The sequence below is a fragment of the Melioribacter sp. Ez-97 genome (assembly GCF_051488665.1).
Classification (GTDB): Bacteria; Bacteroidota; Ignavibacteria; order Ignavibacteriales; family Melioribacteraceae; genus Melioribacter.
In genome coordinates this window covers 1-3,321 of sequence record NZ_JBPSEG010000026.1, presented here as the reverse complement: position 1 = coordinate 3,321, position 3,321 = coordinate 1, and the positions used below count along the sequence as shown (strand labels likewise).

The 3,321-nt window shown below is 41.1% G+C and carries 2 protein-coding genes; both read left to right on the top strand.

Features of this window, described 5'->3' with window-relative positions:
* Nucleotides 1–957, top strand: a 957-nt coding sequence (locus tag ACSSWA_RS14845; RefSeq protein ID WP_437357425.1) for a WD40/YVTN/BNR-like repeat-containing protein, incomplete at its 5' end; no start/stop codon positions are given.
* A gap of 204 nt (nt 958–1,161) precedes the next feature.
* The coding region (locus tag ACSSWA_RS14840; protein WP_437357423.1) for a CotH kinase family protein at nt 1,162–3,321 on the top strand (2,160 nt) is incomplete at its 3' end.

Here is a 3,321-nt window from a genome sequence, read left to right as displayed (position 1 = left end):
CTACAATTTAGTTGTAAAAATAATGGAATTGAACCGGTATTACCAACAGATACTACATGGATATACCTTGGTCTCAAGGGTGAGAGTATCTCTTCAATGGCAATTGATCCAACAAATCCAGACGTAATTTATGTTAGTGGTACGAGTAAATTGTTGAAAACAACAAACGGCGGTAATACATGGGATAGTTTATATCAAGCAGTTTTTTATTCAATGGTAATTGATCCAAGAAATTCTCAAACAATATATGGAGGATTAGTTAAAATAATAAAAAGTACAGATGGAGGGCATTCTTGGAATAACTGTTCGGAAGGAATAATGTATGATGGATTTTCATCAGTGAAATTTTTGGAAATTGATCCTAACAACTCGAATATTTTATATGCTGGTACCGCGGCGCTTTCCGGGGGAGCTTTTTATAAAAGTGTTGACGCGGGGTCAAGCTGGAAGGTAAAGCTGAACAGCAGCGTATTAAGTATGGCTGTAGACCCTAAAAACAGCAGCATTATATATGTAGGTGGTGATGGAGTTTATAAAAGCATAGATACCGGGGAGAATTGGACATTTGTAGGAAGACCGTCCGGATATGTTGCCGCTATAGTTATAGATCCCAAAAATTCAGAGAGAGTAATTGTAGGATGTGGTTGGAAAGACGGTAGTCTTTTCAAAAGCGAAAACGGGGGAGAAAGTTGGGAAGCCTTTGCTGAAGGAATCCCGGATAGAAGTAATGTAATGAAACTTGTTTCCCTGAAAAGTAAAGGTGATTTATACGCAGTTGTAGTCAATACTGAAGGAGGAGGAGTATATCGGCGTCGATATTCGGATTCGCAATGGCAAAAAATAGGGATAGATAGTGTGCAAATAGATGATTACTACAACGACTTAATAATAGATCCCGATGAAAGATACCTTTACTTAGGCAGCGCTGGCGGTGTCTATAGGCTGAAATTAAATTAGTTGGGAATGTTATTAAAAAAATTAAAAAGGGAGAAAAAAATGAATACGATTAAAGGAAATTTTTTTTAATAAAAAATGTATTCAAAAGATATAAGGATAGCGTCTCAATACATAGCTAAGTTTGATTCGAGTTTTTCGTTTACAATTAGTTTGTAAAAATTGATTTCGGAAAGTTTACTTAATTACTAACAAGGAAAACAGAACGTGATAATAACACTCATTTTAATCGCTCTGGGATTCGGTTCCGTATTTGCAAATTCAAATTCTGCAGACCACTGGGAAACGGTTGTTTATTCGTCGGATGTATGGAGGTATCGACCGGGCAATTCCAGTCCGGACGCCGAATGGAATCAATTGTACTACGACGACAGTTCCTGGATGGAAGGAAGAGGGGGAATCGGTTACGGCGACGGCGACGACAATACCATAATCGAACAAACAATCTCGCTGTTTATGAGGATTAAATTTAACATAGCCGATACTTCATTAATCGAATCGGCGTTGTTGCATGCCGACTATGACGATGCGTTCGTTGCATATATAAACGGCGTTGAAGTGGCTCGCGCCGGAATATCGGGTAATCCTCCCGAGTACAATAAATTTGCCGATTCCGAACACGAAGCAAAAATGTATGACGGAGGAGCTCCGGAAGAATTTGAAATTAAAAAGGAAATTCTGAAAAATATATTGATACCGGGTGAAAATTTACTTGCCGTTCAAGTGCATAACGCTTCCGCCGCGTCGACCGACCTTTCTTCGATTTTCTTTCTGTCATTTGGAATTGGCGATTCGAGCCGTTCGTATCGCTCCACGCCGGAATGGTTCGACGAGCCGTTCGAATTCAGTTCTTCCGATCTTCCTATAATTGTAATTGATACGGAGGGCGGAACAATTGTTCACGAGCCCAAAATTATGGCAAAAATGGGAATCATTTACAACGGTCCCGGCAACAGAAACAACATTACCGACCAGTTTAACGAATACGACGGATGGATCGGAATTGAATACCGGGGGAATGCATCGTTCCGAATCTCGGATAAAAAACCGTATACTATCGAAACCCGCAACGAGGACGGTTCGAACAGAAATGTAGAATTACTCGGTTTGCCGAAAGAAAATGATTTTGTTTTGAGAGCCGTCTATATCGACAAAACATTAATGAGGGACGCGCTGGCTTATTATATGTACAGGTCGATGGGAAAATGGGCGCCGAGAACGCGGCATGTAGAATTGGTTTTAAACGGAGAATACCAGGGCGTTTATGTGTTGGAAGAAAAAATAAAACCGGATAAAAATCGTCTCGACATTGCTAAAATGGATTCTTCCGACACTACCGGCGAAGCTTTGACGGGCGGATATATCTGGTGCGTAAACAGAAGGTGGGGAGACGAAGAACACAACGACCTTCTGTTCGATTCTACCGAAGCCGACGGAAATCCGCGTTTTTTAAAATATCCTCAACCCGACGAAGTTATGCCGCAGCAACTCGAATATATCAGAAATCTGGAACAGGAATTTTGCGACGTTATGGCCGGACCGAATTATAACGTGCCGTTCATAGGCTACGATAAATATATCGAGGTCTCTTCTTTCATTGACGAAATAATAATACAGGAACTTACGGGCAACTCCGATGCATACAGTTACAGCAGCTATTTTTATAAAGACCGCGGGAAAAAAATTTGCGCCGGACCGATATGGGATTTCGACCAGGCGCTTTGTAATTCCACACATCACAACGGCGATCGCTACGACGAATGGAGAATAAAAATCCCGGACGGAGCGCGTCCTCAGTTCTGGGATAAGCTGTTCGGCGATAAAGAAATTCAAAAGCAGCTTAAAAACAAATGGACGGAATACCGGCAGGAATCCTTGAAAACGGAACGAATAATTGCTTTTATTGATTCGGTTGCAAATTACCTTCAGGAAGCCCAGGAACATAATTTCAAAAAATGGCCGATACTCGGGGTTTCAATCTGGCGCAGTCTGCCCGGCGCCGAGGAACGGGATACTTATCAAAAAGAAGTGGACTTCATGAAGGAATGGTTGATTAACCGTCTCGAATGGATGGACGTACAACTTTATCAGACAACGGATGTTGAAAATTTATCCGCGGAAAAAATTACGGAATTCAAATTGTACCCTAACTATCCCAATCCGTTTAATCCGTCAACAGTAATTAAGTACCAGGTACCTAAATACGAAAAAGTTACGCTTAAAATTTATAATACGCTCGGACAGGAAATAACAACTCTGGTAGACGGCTTAAAAGCGCCCGGAATCTACGAAGAAAAGTTTGACGGCAATAATTTGCCAAGCGGTATTTACTTTTACAGACTTCAGACCGAAAGCGGATACGGCGAT